Origin of the sequence: Mesorhizobium sp. 113-3-9 (genome assembly GCF_016756515.1) — a bacterium.
In the GTDB taxonomy this organism is placed as follows: Bacteria; Pseudomonadota; Alphaproteobacteria; order Rhizobiales; family Rhizobiaceae; genus Mesorhizobium.
The window spans coordinates 825,038-841,050 of the sequence record NZ_AP023246.1; the positions used below are offsets into that span (position 1 = coordinate 825,038).

At 64.2% G+C, this 16,013-nt stretch carries 14 protein-coding genes; 6 read left to right on the forward strand and 8 right to left on the reverse strand.

Features of this window, described 5'->3' with window-relative positions:
• The 5 genes from MesoLj_RS03860 to MesoLj_RS03880 form a co-directional block, all read right to left on the reverse strand.
• Nucleotides 1-468, reverse strand: a complete 468-nt coding sequence (locus MesoLj_RS03860) for a DUF4304 domain-containing protein (RefSeq protein WP_202325131.1) — start codon at nt 466-468, stop codon at nt 1-3.
• Nucleotides 465-1,304, reverse strand: coding sequence for a carbohydrate ABC transporter permease (locus tag MesoLj_RS03865; protein ID WP_010912697.1), 840 nt, complete (start codon nt 1,302-1,304; stop codon nt 465-467). Before MesoLj_RS03865 ends, MesoLj_RS03860 begins: the two co-directional genes overlap by 4 nt.
• 10 nt (nt 1,305-1,314) lie before the next feature.
• On the reverse strand, nt 1,315-2,244 hold the full coding sequence (locus tag MesoLj_RS03870) for a carbohydrate ABC transporter permease (protein ID WP_202325132.1): 930 nt from the start codon (nt 2,242-2,244) through the stop codon (nt 1,315-1,317).
• 352 nt (nt 2,245-2,596) lie between these two features.
• Nucleotides 2,597-3,856 (reverse strand): ABC transporter substrate-binding protein, encoded by a 1,260-nt coding sequence (locus MesoLj_RS03875; RefSeq protein ID WP_202325133.1) that lies wholly within the window; start codon nt 3,854-3,856, stop codon nt 2,597-2,599.
• A gap of 117 nt (nt 3,857-3,973) precedes the next feature.
• Nucleotides 3,974-4,924 carry an N-acetylmuramic acid 6-phosphate etherase gene (locus MesoLj_RS03880; protein ID WP_202325134.1) on the reverse strand — a complete coding sequence of 317 codons (951 nt, stop codon included), beginning with the start codon at nt 4,922-4,924 and terminating at the stop codon, nt 3,974-3,976.
• A gap of 198 nt (nt 4,925-5,122) precedes the next feature.
• On the opposite strand from MesoLj_RS03880, the gene MesoLj_RS03885 reads away from it, so the two are divergent.
• From MesoLj_RS03885 to MesoLj_RS03910, 6 genes are all read left to right on the forward strand, one after another.
• A complete protein-coding gene (locus MesoLj_RS03885; protein WP_140770867.1) occupies nt 5,123-6,004 on the forward strand; it encodes an N-acetylglucosamine kinase in 882 nt (293 codons plus the stop codon).
• Nucleotides 6,001-6,783 (forward strand): GntR family transcriptional regulator, encoded by a 783-nt coding sequence (locus MesoLj_RS03890; RefSeq protein ID WP_202325135.1) that lies wholly within the window; start codon nt 6,001-6,003, stop codon nt 6,781-6,783. Before MesoLj_RS03885 ends, MesoLj_RS03890 begins: the two co-directional genes overlap by 4 nt.
• The gene (locus MesoLj_RS03895) at nt 6,780-7,814 is read left to right on the forward strand and encodes an SIS domain-containing protein (RefSeq protein ID WP_202325136.1); all 1,035 of its coding nucleotides are present in this window, start codon (nt 6,780-6,782) and stop codon (nt 7,812-7,814) included. Before MesoLj_RS03890 ends, MesoLj_RS03895 begins: the two co-directional genes overlap by 4 nt.
• On the forward strand, nt 7,811-8,983 hold the full coding sequence (gene nagA / locus MesoLj_RS03900; RefSeq protein ID WP_202325137.1) for an N-acetylglucosamine-6-phosphate deacetylase: 1,173 nt from the start codon (nt 7,811-7,813) through the stop codon (nt 8,981-8,983). Before MesoLj_RS03895 ends, nagA begins: the two co-directional genes overlap by 4 nt.
• Nucleotides 8,984-8,993: 10 nt before the next feature.
• The gene (locus tag MesoLj_RS03905; RefSeq protein ID WP_202325138.1) at nt 8,994-10,109 is read left to right on the forward strand and encodes an NAD(P)/FAD-dependent oxidoreductase; all 1,116 of its coding nucleotides are present in this window, start codon (nt 8,994-8,996) and stop codon (nt 10,107-10,109) included.
• 72 nt (nt 10,110-10,181) lie between these two features.
• Nucleotides 10,182-12,245, forward strand: a complete 2,064-nt coding sequence (locus MesoLj_RS03910) for an ABC transporter ATP-binding protein/permease (protein ID WP_202325139.1) — start codon at nt 10,182-10,184, stop codon at nt 12,243-12,245.
• Nucleotides 12,246-12,261: 16 nt separating this feature from the next.
• Here MesoLj_RS03910 and MesoLj_RS03915 read toward each other — a convergent pair whose 3' ends face one another.
• The 3 genes from MesoLj_RS03915 to rpe form a co-directional block, all read right to left on the reverse strand.
• Nucleotides 12,262-13,776, reverse strand: coding sequence for a malonate--CoA ligase (locus MesoLj_RS03915; protein ID WP_202325140.1), 1,515 nt, complete (start codon nt 13,774-13,776; stop codon nt 12,262-12,264).
• A 168-nt stretch (nt 13,777-13,944) separates the two neighbouring features.
• Entirely contained in the window at nt 13,945-14,688 is a 744-nt protein-coding gene (locus MesoLj_RS03920) for a GntR family transcriptional regulator (protein ID WP_202325141.1), read from the reverse strand.
• Between the two features lie 454 nt (nt 14,689-15,142).
• A complete protein-coding gene (rpe, locus tag MesoLj_RS03925) occupies nt 15,143-15,820 on the reverse strand; it encodes a ribulose-phosphate 3-epimerase (protein ID WP_140770885.1) in 678 nt (225 codons plus the stop codon).
• Nucleotides 15,821-16,013 lie beyond the last annotated feature (193 nt).

Below are 16,013 nucleotides of genomic sequence, written 5' to 3' on the forward strand. Positions count from 1 at the left end.
TCAATCTGCCTTTTCTCGGCTACGGGCTTTGATATCCACCATTACATGTGGCTCGCATTCATCGGCGACCTGCAGGGCAGTCAGCTCGCTTTCGCACCGTGCCAGGAGCCCAAAGCCGTAGGTGTCGACGCCATCCCTGACAATCGACTGCCTCTGATCGTCGGGCAGCCCGTACTCGAGATTCAGCGCCTGGGTGAACGCCTTCGACCGGGTATCTTCCATCTGGGAATTGACGCGCCAACGTATGTGGCAATTGTGTTCCTTCGGCCGGCGTTCCAGCCCAAGCCGCCTAAACCAGACAGCGGCGTTGAGATAGAATTGCGGCCCCCAGGAAGACTTCTGAAGGTTCAGCAAGCAGATCGTCTCCGGCCACTCCCGGTAGAAATTCGTGGCGCGAACGCCGCGAAATCCATAGTGGCTCGCCGTCTTGACGAGAGCCTGTGAGATGATCTCTCGACCGTCGCTCACTTGACGGCTCCGGAGGTGATGCCGCGGATCAATTGCCGCGAGAAAATGACGTAGAGGATCAGCACCGGCATGATCGCCAGCGAAAGTGCTGCCAGGATGGCGTTCCAGTTGGTGACGAACTGGCCGAGGAAGAGCTGCGCGCCGAGCGTCACCGTCTTGGTCTCCTCCGACGGCGCCAGGATCAGCGGGAACCACAGATCGTTCCAGATCGGGATCATGGTGAAGACGGCGACGGTCGCCATGGACGGCCGCACCAGCGGCAGCACCAGGCGGAAGAAGATGGTGTATTCGGACAGGCCGTCGATACGGCCGGCATTCTTCAGGTCGTCGGAGACCTGCTTCATGAATTCCGACAGGATGAAGACGGCGAGCGGCAGGCCTTGCGCGGTGTAGACCAGGATCAGCGCCGTCAGCGTGTTGACCAGCCCGCTCGCCACCATCAACTGGAGGATGGCGACGGTGCCGAGCCGGATCGGTATCATGATGCCGAGCGCGAGATAGAGCCCCATCAGCGAATTGCCGCGGAAGCGGTATTCCGACAGGGCGAAGGCTGCCATGGCGCCGAATAGAAGCACGAAGAACAGCGAGGCGACGGTGACGACGAGGCTGTTCTGGAAATAGTGGATGAAGTCGCCCTGGCCGATCACCGTGGTGTAGCCGATCAGGTCGAAGGTTTTCGGCGTCGGCGGCGTCAGCGGCGCGCCGAAGATGCCGGCGCGGGACTTGAACGAATTCATGATCACCAGGATCACCGGAAACAGCGCGATCGCCGTGTAGGTCAAAAGGATCGCGTGGGCGCCGATGGTGCGGGGCAGTGAACGGGTGGCGGTGCTCATCTCCTGGCCCTCAGAACTGGTAGCGACGCAGGCGCGTCTGGACGAGGAAGAGGTAGACGCAGACGCCGCCGAGGATGATCAGGAACATCATCGTGGCGATCGCGGCGCCCATGTTGGGATCGCCGACCTGCAGCTGGAAACCGAAGAAGGCGCGGTAGAGGAAGGTGCCGAGAATATCGGTCGAATAGTTCGGCCCGGCGAGCGCCCCTTGCGCGGTGTAGATCAGGTCGAAAGCGTTGAAATTGCCGACGAAAGTGAGGATCGAGATGATGCCGATCGACGGCAGGATCAGCGGCAGCTTGATCTTCCAGAACTGCGACAGGCCGGTGATGCCGTCGCATTCGGCCGCCTCGATAACCTCGTCGGGAATCGACAGCAGCGCCGCATAGATCAGCATCATCGGGATGCCGACGAACTGCCACACCGAGATCAGGCTGAGCGCGGTCAGCGCGTATTGCTCCTTGCCGAGCCAGGGCGTGAACAGGCTTTTCAGGCCGACCAGGTCCAGCATGTGCGGCGCCACGCCCCACAGCGGCGACAGGATCAGCTTCCAGGCAAAGCCGACAATGACGAAGGACAGGATGGTCGGCACGAAGATCGCCGTGCGGTAGAAGGCCGCGAACCGAAGTTTCGGGCTGGATAGAAGTGCGGCCAGCATGACGCCGATCGGGTTCTGCACCAGCATGTGGATCATGAAGAACCAGGTGTTGTTCCTCAGCGCGTTCCAGAAACCAACCGACCAGTTGGGATCGCCGAACAGGGTGCGGAAGTTCGCCAGTCCGACGAAGACCTGGTGCTGCTCGATGTTGCGGAACAGCGACAGCTGCAGCGTGCCGGCGAGCGGCAGGATCATGATCGCCGTGTAGACGAGCACGGCCGGCGCCAGGAAGACGGCGATGTGCCAGCGAAACGGTCTTTTCGGTCGTATTTCTGCGGCCATGAGTTCGGTTCCCGCCGTCTCTCGGTTCCAGACGATGTTGATGCTAGAGCGGTTCACCGTTTCACGGAAACGCCAAACCGCTCTATCTTTTTTGTACGCAATTCCGGACGGAAAACCGCTTCACACTTTTCCTGGAATTGCTCTAGATGATGCCTCGATGCACGGCCCATCCATCCTTGCCCGATACGGCAAGAACAAAGGCCTGCGACTGATCAGCTAGCCTTCCCAAGGAGATCAAGGGTAAGGCCGCGAGGCTGTGCCGACAATCGCTATCTGAATAGGTGCACCCTGGGAACCAGGATGTTCCGGAACCGGCCAGGCATGCGCCCAGCCGGCTCCGTTGCCTGAGCTCTTACTTCGCCGGCTTGTACCAGCTGTCGAGGCCGGCCTGCAGCTTCTTGGCCGCATCTTCCGGCGTGACGGTGCCGTTGATGACGTTGGCTGACTGGACCCAGGTCTCGTTCTCGAGGTTCGGCGTGCCGCGCGACAGGATCTGGTAGGTCGAGCGGATCGTCGACTTGCACTTGCCGCGCCAGGAAACGAATTCCTGCGCCAGCGGATCTTCCATCTTCACCGGCGAGGAGTTCAGGCTGAAGAAGCCCGGCAGCGCGTTGGCGTAGATGGTGGCGAAATCCGGCGAAGCCACCCAGGACAGGAAGGTCTTGGCCGCGTCCGCATGCTTGGAAGCCGCATTCAGGCCCATGCCGATATCGGTATGGTCGGAGATGTAGCAGGTGTCACCGGCCTTCTCGACCGGCGGCGGGAAGGCGCCCATCTTGAACTGGGCCTGGGTGTTGAACAGGCCGATCTCCCACGAGCCGGCCGGGTAGATGGCGGCGCGGCCGAGCGTGAACAGGTTCTGGCTGTCCGGATAGGTCTGCGCCTCGAAGCCGTCGCCCAGATAGGGCTTCCATTTGGCCAGTTCCTCGAAGGGCGCGACCCATTCCTTGTCGGTCAGCTTCTGCGTGCCCTTGATCAGCGCCGCGCGGCCGTCCTCGCCCTTCCAGTAGTTGGGGCCGATGTTCTGGTAGCCCATGGTCGCGGCTTCCCAGAGATCCTTGGTGCCCATCGCCATCGGGATGTAGGTGCCGTCGGCCTTGATCTTGTCGAGCGCGGCGAAGAACTCGTCGCGGGTCTCCGGCACCTTGATGCCGAGCTTGTCGAAGGCGTCCTTGTTGTAGATGAAGCCGTGGATGACCGAGGCCATCGGCACGCAGAAGCTCGCCTTGCCGTCATCGGTCTGCCAGGCGGACTTGGCCACCGGCGAGAAGTTTTCCATGCCGGGCAGCGCGCTGAGGTCGGCGAGGTTGCCCTTCTTGAACAGTTCGAGCGACTTGTCGAACGGGCGGCAGGTGATCAGGTCGCCGGCCGATCCGGCGGCGAGCTTGGCGCCGAGCGCGGCGTCATATTCGGTCGGAGCCGATGGTGCGAACACCACCTTGATGCCGGGGTTCTTGGCTTCGAAGGCGGGGATCAGCTTGTCCTTCCAGATGGACAGGTCGTCGCCGCGCCAGCTTTCGATGTTGAGCGTTACGTCCTCGGCGTGAGCCAACCCGGCCGAGCCGAGAATGCTGGTGCCCAGAAGCATTGCCGTCAGTAGTTTCGTTGTCATGCTCAGTCTCCCTGTTGACCTTTTTCAGGTTCGGTTTTGATGAGAACAGGGGCTTTTGGCCCCTTGCTCCCCTCGCAAGCCCGGTTCACCCCGATGGAAAACGGGATGAAACAGGCTCTATTTCTCTGTTCGAGCATGATCTTTTCCGGAAAGCGGTCTCCGCTTTTCGGGATCATGCCCCAACGCGGAAAGGGCCGGCCGCAGTTTCTGGCCAGCCTCTTCCAGTATCTTCTGCGCCGCGGCGGCGCTGTCGGCGCCGGCGGCGAGCAGAATTGCGGTCTTGACCGCGCCGCCGCTTTTCTCGAGCAGCCCGGCCGCTTCGTCCTTGCCGCGCCCGCTGATGGCGGCGACGATGCGCGCGGCGCGGTCGCGCAGCTTGATGTTGTCGGCCATCAGATTGACCATGTAGCCGTCATGGACATGGCCAAGATGGACGGCGGTCAGGGTCGACAGCATGTTGAGCGCGATCTTCTGGGCGGTGCCGGCGCCCATGCGCGTCGAGCCGGCGATCACTTCCGGCGGCGTTTCGAGCAGGATTGCGGTTTCGGCCTGGCGAAGCAGGGCCGAGTCCCGGTTGTTGGCGATGCCGATGGTGGCCGCACCGCGACGGGCGGCTTCTTCGATCGCGCGCACCGCGTATGGCGTGGTGCCGCTGGCGGAAAGCGCGATCAGGCAATCGCCGGCGCCAATACCGGCATTGGCGACAGCCGTCGCGGCCTCCTCGACATCATCCTCGGGGCCGCCCGCCAGCGTCCTGAAAGCCTCATCGCCGCCGGCGACCAGGATGGCGATGCGGTCGCGCTGGATGCCGAAGGTGCCGGGCAGTTCCAGCGCATCGGCCAGCGCCATCAGGCCGGAACTGCCGGCCGCGGCATAGGCAAGCTTGCCGCCGCCGTTCAATCGGCCCGCAATGATCTCGGCTGCCTTGGCGATGGCGGGAATGGCATTGCGGACGGCTTTCGCGGCCTCGATCTGCGCATCGGCCAGCGAAACAAGGATGGCTTCCGGTGCCTGGATATCCAGCCCCTCGGCATTCCTGTGAAGCGCTTCGGTGCGCGTTTCAGCCATCCGTGTTCCTCCAATACCAGAACAATACCAAAAAAATACCACTTGTCCACATGCATTAACGAATTCGCGGACAGGAAATCGGTGAGCCGACGAAATGTCTAGATTTTTCAATAAAATACGGCTTAATCTTTTTGAAACGGAAATTAAGCCTTGGCTATTGGTATTTTATTGGTATTATCGGCCCGGAGGAGAAATCGCGTGAATTTCGTGCTCGGTATCGATGGCGGCGGCACCAGCTGCAGGGCCGCCCTTGCAACAGCGGACGGTACGGTCGTCGGTCGCGCCAAAAGCGGCGCCGCCAACATTCGCACCGACCTCACCGGGGCGCGGTCGAACATCGTCGATGCCGCGCGGCAGGCTTTCATCGCCGCCGGGCAGGATCCCGAGCTGATCCCGCAGACACCGGCCATTCTCGGCCTTGCCGGCGCCAACGTCGGCACCTACCGGCAGCAGCTCGAAGCGATCCTGCCGTTCAGCACCAGCCGCGTCGAGACCGACGCCGAAATCGCGCTGGAAGGGGCGGTGGGCTCTGGCGACGGGGCCATGGCGATCCTCGGCACCGGCACCGCCTATATGGCCCGCAAGGGCGGCAGATCACGGGCGATCGGCGGCTGGGGATTTCAGGTCGGCGACCAGGGCAGCGGCGCCCGCATCGGCCGCGATCTGCTCGAACAGACGCTGCTTGCCCATGACGGCGTGCGCGCGGCTTCGCCGCTGACCGACGCGATGATGGCCATCTTCCGCAACAATCCCGAGGACGTGGTGGAATTCACCACCAATGCCAAGCCCGGCGATTTCGGCGGCTTCGCGCCCAAAGTGTTCGAGCACGCCGAGAAGGGCGATGCCGTCGCCAACTGGATCGTCGACAAGGCGGTCAGCGATGTCGAGGCTTCGCTCGGCGCGCTCGGCCTTTCCGACGACGCGCCGCTTTGCCTGCTCGGCGGGCTGGCGCCGCTCTACGCGCCACGGCTGTCGCCACGTTACCGGACGCTGCTCAAGCCGCCGCTCGACGATGCGCTGGGCGGTGCCGTGCAGATGGCGGTCAGGCTTTTCGCCAAGCCAGTGGAGGCGGCCCGATGAGCGATGCCGCCGACCAGATTTTCGCCACGCTGAAACAATCGTCGCAAAGCGGCGCGCCGCTCTACCTGCAGCTCAGGAAAAGCATCGAGGATGCGGTCAACCGTGGCCTGATCGGACCCGGCGACGCACTGCCCTCCGAGCGCGACATCGCCACCAAGGCCGACATTTCGCGGGTCACCGTGCGCAAGGCGGTGCAGGATCTCGTCAAGGGCGGCATTCTAGTGCAGCGCCATGGCTCCGGCACTTTCGTGGCGCCACGCATGGAGCGCGTGGAGCAATCGCTGTCGCGGCTGACCTCCTTCACCGAGGACATGGCGCGACGCGGCATGGCGGTGCGCTCGGCCTGGCTCGACCGCGGCCTCTATGCGCCCTCGCCCGACGAGATGATGGTGCTCGGCCTGTCGTCGAACGAACTGGTGGCGCGCGTGGCGCGCCTGCGCATCGCCAACGACACGCCGCTGGCGATCGAACGCGCCTCGCTGTCGGCCAGCGTGCTGCCCGACCCGGCGGGCATCGGCTCCTCGCTCTATGCGGCGCTGCAACTGACCGGCAATCGCCCGGTTCGGGCGGTACAGCGCATCTCGGCCGCCAATCTCGGCGACGGCGATGCGCGCCTGCTGGAAGTGCCGCCGGGTATTGCCGGCCTGCATATCGAACGCATTTCCTACCTGGCGAGCGGCAAGGTGATCGAGTTCACCCGCTCCATCTACCGGGGCGACGCCTATGATTTCGTTGCCGAACTGCGGCTGACAGGGCCGAGCGAAGAGGGCCGACCATGACCTCCAACACCACACATATGCAGCGCGAGATCGAGGAGATCCCGCAGGCCGTCGCCCGACTGCTCGACGGTTCGGGCGCCATGCTCGCCGAGGCCGGGCGCGGCATCCGGGAACGCGACCCGCATTTCGTCGTCACCGTGGCGCGCGGTTCGTCCGATCATGCCGCGACCTTCATGAAATATGCCGTCGAACTGACCGCGGGCCTTGCCGTCGCCTCGGTCGGGCCGTCCATCGCCTCGATCTACGGCCGCAAGCTTAGGCTCGACGGCTCAGCCTGCCTGGCGATCTCGCAGTCAGGCAAGAGCCCCGACATCGTCGCCATGGCCGAGACCGCACGCGCCGGCGGCGCGCTGACCATCGCCGTCACCAACACCGCCGATTCGCCGCTGGCGCGGGCCTCGGACTATGCGATCGACATCCTGGCCGGCCCCGAGCGCAGCGTCGCGGCGACCAAGACCTTCGTCAATTCCGCTGTCGCCGGTCTCGCCCTGATGGCGCATTCCACCGGCGACGAGGCGCTTCTCAAGGCACTTGCCGGCTTGCCCGAGCATTTCGGCAAGGCGATCGCCTGCGACTGGATGAGCGTGCTCTCCGAAACCATCGAGAAGCAGAAATCGCTGTTCATCCTCGGCCGAGGACCGTCGGCGGCGATGGCCAACGAGGCGGCGCTGAAATTCAAGGAGACCTGCGGCATGCATGCCGAGGCCTATAGCGCGGCCGAAGTCATGCACGGCCCACTGGCGCTGATCGGCCCCGACTTTCCGGTGCTGGCGCTGGCCGCGCGCGATGCGTCGGAGCCCTCAATCGCGGAGGCGGCCGACGGCCTGGCGGCCAAGGGGGCGCCGGTGTTCGTCACATCAGCTCTTGCCAACCGCGCCGCGCGCCTGCCGCATGTCGCCACCGGACACCCGCTGACCGATCCGCTGACGCTGATCGTCTCGTTCTACGTGTTCGTCGAGGCTTTCGCGCGCCACCGCGGCCTCGATCCCGACACGCCGCGCAACCTTCGCAAGGTGACGGAGACCGTATGAGCGACCGTTTTGCCCTGACAGGCGCCCGCATTTTCGACGGCGATAACTGGCATGAAGGCTCGGCGCTTGTCGTGCGCGATGGTCTTGTCGAGGCCGTAGTGCGCCAAGGTGCCCTGCCCTCGGACGTCCGTGCCGTCGACGCCGGCGGCGGCATGCTGGTGCCGGGCTTTGTCGACATCCAGGTCAATGGCGGCGGCGGGGTCATGCTCAACGACCACCCCGATGTCGCCTCGATCGAAACCATCTGCCGGGCGCACGCGCCATTCGGCACGACGGCGCTGCTGGCGACGCTGATCACCGACACGCCCGCGATCACCGCGGCCGCCATCGCTGCCGGCGAAGCAGCAGCGCTGCAAAAGGTGCCAGGCTTCCTCGGCCTGCATCTCGAGGGCCCCCACCTGTCGATCGCGCGCAAGGGCGCGCATGATCCGGCGCTGATCCGGCCTATGACGGACGCCGACCAGGCGATGCTGATCGCGGCGCGGCAGAAGCTGCCGGTGCTGCTGACCACGGTCGCGCCGGAATCCGTCGAACCGGCGCGGGTCGCGGCATTGGCGAAGGCCGGCGTCGTCGTCAGCCTCGGCCATTCGGATACCAGCTATTTCAAGGCAAAAACCTTCGCCGAGGCGGGCGCCAGCGTGGTCACCCACCTGTTCAACGCCATGAGCCAGATCGGTAACCGCGAGCCTGGACTGGCGGGCACGGCGATCGATGTCGGTACCTTGTCCGCCGGGCTCATCGCCGACGGCATCCACGTTCATCCCGCGACCATCCGGATCGCGCTCGATGCCAAACAGGGACCGGGCAAGATCGTGCTGGTCACCGACGCCATGGCGACGATCGGCACCGACATGACCTCGTTCACGCTCAACGGCCGCACCATCTACCGCAAGGACGGGAGTCTCAGGCTTGCCGACGGAACGCTGGCGGGCGCCGATCTCGACATGATCTCGGCGATCCGGTTCATGCACGGCGTCGTCGGCGTCGAACTCACGGAAGCCCTGCGCATGGCCTCGCTCTACCCGGCGCAGGCGATCGGCCAGTCGCATCGGCTTGGCCGATTTGCCAATGGCACGGCGGCGGATGTCGTTGCACTGTCCGACGATCTTGGCATAGGACGCGTCTGGATCGGCGGCAACAAGGTGTTCGAGGCCGGCGCTCCACGCTGAGAGCAAGGCCATGCAGACGATCGATTGTGTCGTCGCCGGAGCAGGCGTCGTCGGGCTTGCCATCGCCAGGGCGCTTGCCTTGTCCGGGCGCGAGGTGGTCGTGGTCGAACAGGCCGAGGCGATCGGTACCGTCACCAGTTCGCGCAACTCCGAAGTCATCCATGCCGGTCTTTATTATGCACCGGGAAGCCTGAAGGCCCGGCTCTGCGTCGAAGGGCGGCGGTTTCTCTATGCCTACTGCGCCGAGCACGCCGTCGCCCATGCGCGCACCGGCAAGCTGATCGTTGCCAGCGAGCCCAGCCAGATGGACGGGTTGCGGAAGATCGAGGCCAATGCCCGACGCTGCGGGGTCGACGATCTCCGGTTCCTGACGCGCGGCGAAGCCGGGAGCCTGGAACCGGCGCTGGCATGCGCGGGCGCGCTGTTGTCGCCGTCGACCGGCATTGTCGACAGCCATGCGCTGATGCTGTCGTTGCGCGGCGACGCCGAGGCGGCCGGCGCGTCCTTTGCTTTCCTCACCACTGTCGCCGGAGCGACGATCGAGGCCGGCGGGATCCGGATCGAAACGCGCGATGCCAATGGCGAGACCTTCGCCCTGGAGGCGGCCACCTTCGTCAATGCCGCGGGTCTCGATGCGCCGGCCGTGGCCGGCCGGATCGACGGCTTCCCAGGGAATCTCATCCCCCGGCAGTGGCTCGCACGCGGGAATTATTTCGCCCTTCCAGGCCGATCGCCGTTTTCGCGGCTGATCTATCCGGTTCCGGTCGAGGGTGGCCTTGGTGTCCATCTGACGCTCGATCTGAGCGGCAGTGCGCGTTTTGGGCCTGATGTCGAATGGATCGAGCGCGTGGATTATACAGTCGATCCCGGCCGAGGCGCTGCCTTCTACGAGGCGATCCGGCGTTATTGGCCTGATCTTGCCGACGGTGCCCTGCAACCGGCCTATGCCGGCGTCAGGCCGAAGCTATCCGGCCCGGGTCAGGCGGCAGCCGATTTCATGATCCAGGGGCCGGCCGATCACGGCGCTGGGCGGATCGTCAATCTGTTCGGCATAGAGAGCCCCGGTCTGACCGCGAGCCTGGCGATCGCCGGCCATGTCGTGGAGCTGCTGCATAAGCGATTATAAGCGCCGCCGGGAATTCGTCCGCTCAGGCTGATGTCATGAAACCTTTTGATTTCGAGGTCGTTGTCGGGGCGTATGTCCGAGGCGAAACCCAGATCGAGACCGACCGACGGCATAAAGCCGCGCGCCGCCCCGAAGCGGCGACGGCAAAAGCCGCGCGACGAGAGCCCGCGCGCGGAGGAGGAGAGCAAGAAGAAGCCGGGCGACAAGAAGGCACCGATCGTCGAAGCGGCCGCGCCCGACATCGCCGGCGAAGCTCCGCCGCCGGAAGCCGTCGAACCCGACCCGGAGTTGACGCCCGAGGAAGCAGAACAGGCGCGCAAGAAATATCTGCTGAAGCGTTTCTGGATCAGCGGGCGCGGCTATTGGGGACGGCATGGCGACAGGCTCGGCTGGCCATTGTCAGTCGGGCTGCTGATCCTGATCGTCGTCAATGTCGGCTTCCAGTACGGGATCAATGTCTGGAACCGCTCGATCTTCGACGCCATCGAGAAGCGCGACGCCCATACCGTCTATTTCCTCAGCGCCGTGTTCGTGCCGCTGGTGCTAGGCAGCATCAGCCTTGTCGTCGCGCAGGTCTGGCTGCGCATGACCATGCAGCGCCGCTGGCGCGCTTGGCTGACGACCTCGGTGATAGCGCGCTGGCTCGCCAACGGCCGCTATTATCAGCTGAACCTCGTCAAGGGCGACCACCAGAACCCGGAGGCGCGCCTGTCTGAAGATCTGCGGGTCGCCACCGAGTCACCCGTCGATTTCGTCGCCGGCGTGATTGTCGCCACCCTGTCGGCCTCGACCTTCATCGTGGTGCTGTGGACAATCGGCGGCGCCTTGAGCTTCCCGTTAGGCGGCTCGACCATCACCGTGCCCGGCTTCCTCGTCATCACCGCGGTGATCTATGCCGCGATCACCTCTACCTCGATGTTCGCCATCGGCCGCGATTTCGTGCGGCTGTCCGAGGAGAAGAACCAGACGGAAGCCGAATTCCGCTACGTGCTGACGCGCGTGCGCGAAAACGGCGAGAGCATCGCCCTGCTCGGCGGCGAGGAGGAAGAACGCAGCGGCATCGACAGAACCTTTGCCGGCGTGCTGAAGCGCTGGGCGCAACTGACCGGCCAGCACATGCGCACGGCATTGGTGTCGCAGGGCTCGAGCCTGTTCGCGCCTGTCGTGCCGGTCCTGCTCTGTGCGCCAAAGTTCCTCGAAGGGTCGATGTCGCTCGGCCAGGTCATGCAGGCGGCCTCCGCCTTCGCCATCGTGCAGAGCGCGTTCGGCTGGCTGGTCGACAATTATCCGCGCCTCGCCGACTGGAACGCCTCCGCACGCCGCATCGCTTCGCTGATGATGTCGCTCGACGGGCTGGAACGTGCCGAGCAGAGCGACGAGCTCGGGCGCATCAAGCGCGGCGAGACCAAGGGCGACGCCATGCTCAGCCTCGACGATCTCTCCGTGACGCTCGACGATGGCACGTCCGTGGTCAAGGAGACGGAGGTCGCCGTCGAACCGGGCGAGCGGGTGCTGGTCTCAGGCGAATCCGGTTCGGGCAAGTCTACGCTGGTGCGGGCGATCGCCGGCCTGTGGCCATGGGGGAGCGGCAGCGTCAATTTCCATCCCGACAGGCGGTTGTTCATGCTGCCGCAACGGCCCTACATCCCGTCCGGCACGCTGCGCCGGGTGGTCGCCTACCCCGCGGCCGCCAACAAGTGGAAGCTCGACCAGATCAAGGCCGCCCTCGACAAGGTTGGCCTTGGCCACCTCGCCGGCCGGATCAAGGAGGAAGCGCCCTGGGACCAGACCTTGTCGGGTGGCGAAAAGCAGCGGGTCGCCTTCGCGCGGCTCTTGCTGCATCGCCCCGACATCGTCGTCCTGGACGAGGCGACCTCGGCGCTGGACGAAAAGAGCCAGGACCAGATGATGGCAACGGTGATCCGCGAATTGCCTGAAGTCACGATCCTCAGCGTGGCGCATCGCGCCGAACTCGAGGCCTTCCACACCCGCAAGATCACGCTCGAGCGGCACAAGGGCGGTGCGAAACTTGTCAGGGACATCGACCTCGTGCCGCGCAACCGCAAACGCGGCCTGCTCACGCGCGCCTTGTGGGGCTCGGGCACGACGACCGAAAAGCCGCGCAAGGCGAAGTAACGGCGCGCGCCCGCCACTACGATGCGTAGAGGTCCTTGTACGTGTCGCGCAGAATATTCTTCTGCACTTTGCCCATGGTGTTGCGCGGCAATTCGTCGACGAAGATCACCTGCTTCGGGTGCTTGTACCTGGCCAGGCGACCGGCGATGGCACTGAGAATTTCGGCCCCGGTGATCCGCGATGCCGGCGCCCGCACGACGACGGCCGTGACACCTTCACCGAAATCCGGATGGGCGACGCCGATGACGGCGCTTTCGCTCACTCCATCAAGCGCGTCGATCTCGCTTTCGAGTTCCTTGGGATAGATGTTGTAGCCGCCCGAGATGATCAGGTCCTTGCCGCGGCCGACGATATGGACATAACCGTCGGCGTCGACCATGCCGAGATCGCCCGTGATGAAGAAGCCGTCGGCACGGAATTCCGCCTTGGTCTTTTCCGGCATGCGCCAGTAGCCGCCAAACACGTTCGGACCCTTGACCTCGATCATGCCGACCTCGCCTTGGGCCAGCGGCTTGCCGCTATCGGGATCCGTGATGCGCAGCGACACGCCGGGCAGCGGGAAGCCGACCGTGCCGGCGCGCCGTTCGCCCTCATAGGGGTTGGACGTGTTCATGTTGGTCTCGGTCATGCCGTAGCGTTCGAGGATGGCGTGGCCGGTGCGCTCGCGCCAGGCCTTGTGCGTATCAGCCAGCAGCGGCGCCGAGCCGGACACGAACAGGCGGATGTTCTTCGCCGCCTCGCGGTCCAGCCCGTCCTGCTGCAGCAGCCTGGTATAGAAGGTCGGCACGCCCATCAGCGCCGTGGCGCGCGGCAGCAGTGAGACGATGCGGGCCGGATCGAATTTCTGCTCGAACAGCATCGAGGCGCCGGCCATCAGGATGACATTGGTTGCGACGAACAGGCCATGCGTGTGGAAGATCGGCAGCGCATGGATCAGCACATCGCCTGATGTGAAGCGCCATTGGTCGACCAGCACGCGCGCATTCGACGCCAGGTTTCCGTGGCTGAGCATGGCGCCTTTCGAACGGCCGGTCGTTCCCGACGTGTAGAGGATCGCCGCGAGATCGTTCTCGCCGCGCTCGACATCATGGAAATCGGAGGATTGCCGCGATGCCTGGTCCGTCAGCGATCCCCGGCCGGTGCGGTCGAGCGTGACCACGACGGCACCGGATGGCGCGGCCATCCGCTCGATATCCGCCGATTTCGCCGGATCGCAGACGATGACCCGAGGCGCTGCATCCTCGAAGAAATATCCAAGCTCGGTCAGCGTGTAGGCCGTGTTGAGGGGCAGGAAGACGGCACCGGCGCGCACGCAGGCGAGATAGAGCAGCATCGCCTCCGGGCTCTTCTCGACCTGCACCGCGATCCGGTCGCCGGGCTCGACATGCAATTGCAGGAGCGCGTGCGCGAGTTGCGCCGACCGCGCCAGCATGTCGCCATAGCTGAGCGAGCGCCCATCATCGGTTTCCATCAACAGGCGCCCGGGCGCCGGCATCCGGGACCGGAACGCATCGAACAGATGATTGGTCATGAAATTTTCCTGCTGTGATGGCAATGGCGGCGCCGGCAATGCCCTTGGGGCGCGCAGAGTTCGCGTTTCCGGGCCATGTCGTCAAGACCGCAAACGGCGGTCCGGCGCGGCGCATCCGCCGAAAAAGCCGCGAACGATGGCAACAAGCTCCGCCAAGGGAAATGATCGTTAACGCCGAGCGCGCTCGGCCGAAGCAGCGGGTTTTGAGACTTCGCCTTGCTTGAAGCGCTCCATGCATATGGAAGCGGTCAGCTGGTAATGATCGATCAAGGCCTGGACGGCGCCGTCGGCATTGCCGTCCAACGCGTATTCGGCGATCCGCCGGTGTTCCCCGAAATCGTCGCGCTGGATGCCCTCACCGTCAGTGGCCATTTGCCGGTAGCGATAGGCGTGATCGGAAAGCTGATCGCAGAAACCCACCAGCCAGTGCGACCGGCAGGCCGAGATCAGCACACGGTGGAAGGTGCGGTGCAATTTTTCCCAGTCCGGATCGAGCGACAAGAGATTTTGCGGCGAATGTCGTGAGGCGCGACCCAGGCGATGCAGCGCCAGCACCAGTTGTTCCTCCCAGTCGGTGGTGCGGTGGGCAATGGATTCGCGAAGCGCGCGTTCCTCGAGCCAACAGCGGGTGCGCGTCAGCTCCTCGAGCTCCGTCGCGCTGACCGGCATGATGAAAAAGCCACGCTGATCGTGACGGCCAAGGAGTCCCTCGGAGGCAAGGCGATTAAGGGCTTCACGGACAGGGGAGGCACCGGCGCCATATTTGGAAACTACCCACTCGACCCGCAGTTTGCTTTCGGCTTCCAGAGCGCCGCCAAGAAGATCATCCCGCAATTGGTGATAGACCGTACTGGCAAGCGTACTCTTGGGTCCTGTGCCGTCGTCGTTGAGGTTGGCAGCGCCGTATGTCAAATTCGACTCCTTGTCCCCATGTCTGTCTGGGCAATTCGAGTCCGAAAAAGAATCCTTCCGTACATGTACCCTACAGTGCCTTCGTCAAGAGGCTCAAGCACAAGATGCCACCCTTGTACTTAAGCACGAAGGAATATGACGTTATCCGCTGCCTGATCGGGGGAATTCGCGCGCCTCTACAACCAATGGAAACTTAACATGTTTTGTATGCACGCAGGATCATCTGTTTCTTGTGTGCCCGTGCGAGCATCTTTTCTGTCGCGCGCAAAAATAGCGCACGGCTCGGCCGGCTGATGCCTCCTGTGCCGATCTGATTCGGGCAAACCGGGCTCCTGAAGAACACTGCCCGCGCAACGGCTGTCAGCCAACCGCCCTGTTGGATTCGAAGCGGGATGATCGTAGTGCGTCGAGCAATTGAGAGCGGTTCGCCGTTTCCTTGAAACGGTCGACCGCCCTAGCCGGCGGCGTTGTCGGCCGCTGTCCTGATCGCCTCGATGTTGGCACGGTACGCCTCGACGCTGCCGCCCTTGAAGATCGCCGCGCCGGCCACCAGCACATCGGCACCGGCTGACGTGACCAAAGGGGCCGTTTCGGGCGAAACGCCGCCGTCGATCTCGATGCGGATCGGCCGGTCGCCGATCAGCGCCTTGACCCTTCTCACCTTGTCGACGATCCCCGGGATGAAGGCCTGGCCGCCGAACCCCGGATTGACGGTCATGATCAGGATCAGGTCGAGCCGGTCGAGCACATATTCGATCATCGTTTCCGGCGTCGCCGGATTGAGCGACACGCCCGCCTTCTTGCCGAGGTTCCTGATGGTCTGTAGCGAGCGGTCGAGATGCGGCCCGGCCTCCGCATGCACCGTCATGCCGTCACAGCCGGCCTCGGCGAAGGCGGCGAGATAGGGATCGGCCGGCGCGATCATCAGATGGCAGTCGAAAAAGGCCTTGGTGCGGTTGCGGATCGCCTTGATCACCGGTGGACCGAAGGTGATGTTGGGGACGAAATGGCCATCCATGACATCGAGATGGATCCAGTCGGCGCCAGCAGCGGCGACGGCTTCGACCTCGTCGCCAAGCTTCGAAAAGTCCGAAGCCAGCACCGATGGTGCGATCAAGGTCTTCTTGCTCATCTCGCGGCCTTTCCGGGCGCCCTTTTCATATCGTTCACCCTGGATCGACTGCCTAATGCCCGGCGGATGACTTGTCGAGGGTGCAGGCACGGGGGCTCCACAGGCTTGGTGGCGTTGCGGCATCTCGCAGTCAATTCCCGCTTGCCGGGACATACGAAGAAACCCGCCGGATTGCTCCGGCGGGTTACAGGTC

Excerpts from the sequence above, each read along its gene's own strand:
- nagA (WP_202325137.1), top strand. The coding sequence starts at position 7,811 with ATGAGCGACCGTTTTGCCCTGACAGGCGCCCGCATTTTCGACGGCGAT.
- MesoLj_RS03870 (WP_202325132.1), bottom strand. The coding sequence starts at position 2,244 with ATGGCCGCAGAAATACGACCGAAAAGACCGTTTCGCTGGCACATCGCC.
- MesoLj_RS03915 (WP_202325140.1), bottom strand. The coding sequence starts at position 13,776 with ATGACCAATCATCTGTTCGATGCGTTCCGGTCCCGGATGCCGGCGCCC.
- MesoLj_RS03890 (WP_202325135.1), top strand. The coding sequence starts at position 6,001 with ATGAGCGATGCCGCCGACCAGATTTTCGCCACGCTGAAACAATCGTCG.
- MesoLj_RS03895 (WP_202325136.1), top strand. The coding sequence starts at position 6,780 with ATGACCTCCAACACCACACATATGCAGCGCGAGATCGAGGAGATCCCG.
- MesoLj_RS03880 (WP_202325134.1), bottom strand. The coding sequence starts at position 4,924 with ATGGCTGAAACGCGCACCGAAGCGCTTCACAGGAATGCCGAGGGGCTG.
- rpe (WP_140770885.1), bottom strand. The coding sequence starts at position 15,820 with ATGAGCAAGAAGACCTTGATCGCACCATCGGTGCTGGCTTCGGACTTT.
- MesoLj_RS03875 (WP_202325133.1), bottom strand. The coding sequence starts at position 3,856 with ATGACAACGAAACTACTGACGGCAATGCTTCTGGGCACCAGCATTCTC.
- MesoLj_RS03910 (WP_202325139.1), top strand. The coding sequence starts at position 10,182 with ATGTCCGAGGCGAAACCCAGATCGAGACCGACCGACGGCATAAAGCCG.
- MesoLj_RS03905 (WP_202325138.1), top strand. The coding sequence starts at position 8,994 with ATGCAGACGATCGATTGTGTCGTCGCCGGAGCAGGCGTCGTCGGGCTT.
- MesoLj_RS03865 (WP_010912697.1), bottom strand. The coding sequence starts at position 1,304 with ATGAGCACCGCCACCCGTTCACTGCCCCGCACCATCGGCGCCCACGCG.